The organism is Polaromonas sp. (genome assembly GCF_036676035.1).
Classification (GTDB): Bacteria; Pseudomonadota; Gammaproteobacteria; order Burkholderiales; family Burkholderiaceae_C; genus Polaromonas.
On sequence record NZ_JAKFDR010000102.1, the window covers coordinates 1 to 2,318 of the forward strand.

Annotated in this window: 2 protein-coding genes; one reads left to right on the plus strand and one right to left on the minus strand. The window is 63.1% G+C overall.

Translation table 11 applies throughout. The features are described from left to right. A partial coding sequence (locus tag V6M61_RS15435; protein ID WP_332777469.1) for an arsenic transporter occupies nucleotides 1-1,105 on the plus strand: 1,105 nt, incomplete at its 5' end. A 111-nt stretch (nucleotides 1,106-1,216) separates the two neighbouring features. Here the strand turns inward: V6M61_RS15435 and V6M61_RS15440 are convergent. Continuing rightward, nucleotides 1,217-2,167 (minus strand): DUF1853 family protein, encoded by a 951-nt coding sequence (locus V6M61_RS15440; RefSeq protein ID WP_332777470.1) that lies wholly within the window; start codon nucleotides 2,165-2,167, stop codon nucleotides 1,217-1,219. Between the last annotated feature and the right edge of the window lie 151 nt (nucleotides 2,168-2,318).

A 2,318-nucleotide genomic window follows, 5' to 3' on the forward strand; every position in this document is an offset into this window, starting at 1 on the left:
CGTGGCGCTGATCATCATCAGCCTGTTGCTCGACGAGGCTGGCTTTTTCAATTGGGCAGCGCTGCACGTGGCGCGTTGGGGGCGGGGCAGTGGGCGCAAACTGTTTGCCTTCATGGTGCTGCTTGGTGCGCTGGTCTCTGCGTTGTTCGCCAATGACGGCGCGGCGCTGATTCTCACGCCGATCGTGATTTCGATGCTGTTGGCGTTGCGCTTTTCACCGGCGGCGACGCTGGCATTCGTCATGGGCGCCGGGTTCATTGCCGACACGGCGAGCCTGCCGCTGGTGGTGTCGAACCTGGTCAACATCGTTTCCGCGGATTTCTTCCATATCGGCTTCAACCGCTATGCAGCGGTGATGGTGCCGGTCAACTTCGTCAGCGTGGCGGCGACGCTGGGCATGTTGCTGTGGTTTTTCCGTCGCGACATCCCGGCGGCTTACGATCCTGCACAACTGGAAAACCCGCACACCGCTATCCACGACAAGGCGACGTTCTATGCCGGTTGGGCAGTGCTGGTGATCCTGTTGGTCGGCTGCTTCGGCCTCGAACCGCTGGGCATTCCAATCAGCGCAATTTCGGCGGTGTGTGCCGCGCTGCTGCTGGGCATCGCTGCGCGCGGTCACAAAATCTCCACGCGCAAGGTTATGAAAGAAGCGCCGTGGCAGATCGTGATTTTCTCGCTGGGCATGTACCTGGTGGTGTACGGCCTGCGCAACGCCGGGCTCACCGGTTACCTCGCCGGATGGCTGGATGTGTTCGCCGGCCACGGCGTGTGGGGCGCGGCCATGGGCACCGGGGTGCTGACGGCGCTGCTGTCGTCGATCATGAACAACTTGCCAACCGTACTGATCGGCTTGCTGTCGATTGACGCCAGTCAGGCCAGCGGCGTGATCAAAGAAGCGATGATCTACGCCAACGTCATCGGTAGCGACCTTGGGCCGAAGATCACTCCGATCGGCAGTCTGGCGACCTTGTTGTGGTTGCATGTGCTGGAGCGCAAGGGCATTCACATCGGCTGGGGCTATTACTTCCGCGTCGGGATTGTGCTGACGGTGCCGGTGTTGCTGGTGACGTTGGCGGCGCTGGCGGTGCGGCTTTCGCTGTAGACCCGGGTGGGCCCGATCGCTGGCAAGCCAGCTCCCACAGGATTTGTATTCACCGCGAAACCTGTGGGAGCTGGCTTGCCAGCGATTGGGCCAGTTCAGGCACCACAAATCTCAGGTTTGCCCCGGCACATTCGGCCAAAGATCCGCCACCAGAAACAACCGCTCCGCCTCTTCCCATTCGCCCTGGGCATTCTCGGTCAGGCGCACCATCAACTGCGCCGGGGCCAGTGCTGGCAGGTCTTCCAGCCACAAACGCAGGTGCTCATCTGTCCAGACCTGATCCGCCGGGTAATGCGCCGGCGCCAGCCAGGCGTGGCGGGGCAGGGGTTGCCAGCGGCCCGGCGGGCGTTGGGCGACAAACGCCGGCCAGTCCTTCTGATGCAGCCAACTGCCACGCAGATGTTGCGGATGCGCGCCGTGCGGTGAGTCGGCCTGCCCGGGCCACGGATACAGCAGATAACCGCCCAGCCACAGCTGCGCGCTGAAGGTTTCGATATCCAGCGCCGCCAGCACTTCGCGGCTTTCCGGGCGCGCCGAGATCGGTAATTGATGCTCGGCCAGATGCGCCAGTTTGCGATCCAGCCGGTCATGGCAACCTGGCCCGAGCCACTGCGCCGGATCGCGGCCATCGCCAGCCTGCGGTCCGAGGTAGAGCTTGATCGCCAGTTCCAAATGGTGCACGCCGTCGCGGTCACGCAGCAGCATGTCGAGTTCGCCGAGGGTGTGCCCGGCGCGGCGGATCGGCAGGTTGGCGGCGATCAGGTCAATGCCCGGTGCGTGCTCCACGGCGAACTGCCACAGGCGTTCGTAATACAGGCCCAGACGCCGGGTGCGCGCCTGGGACAGCCATTGCAGCAGGCCGTAACTGTCGCGGTCGAGCTGACGCAACCAGTGTTCGAGACGCTGCGGGTCGTGCACCCAGTCGCTGCCGGCCAGCGGATGACGCTGCGGCCACGGCGTGTCGGCGAGCATCGGCGGCGCGAGGATCACCCACGCCAGGTCCCGCACTTCGGGATGGCGTAATTGATGGGGCAGTTGAAGCAAATCGGGAAACAGGATCATCTTGCGAGCATAGCCTTAAACCTGAGCCCACCCTTGAGGCTGAAAGGATTTTGTCTATCTGGCGCTTTCGCCCATAATCGGGTTTTCGCGTTTTCGATTGTCCGCAGAGGTCCCATGGAGCAATTTCGTAATATCGGCATCATCGGTCGCC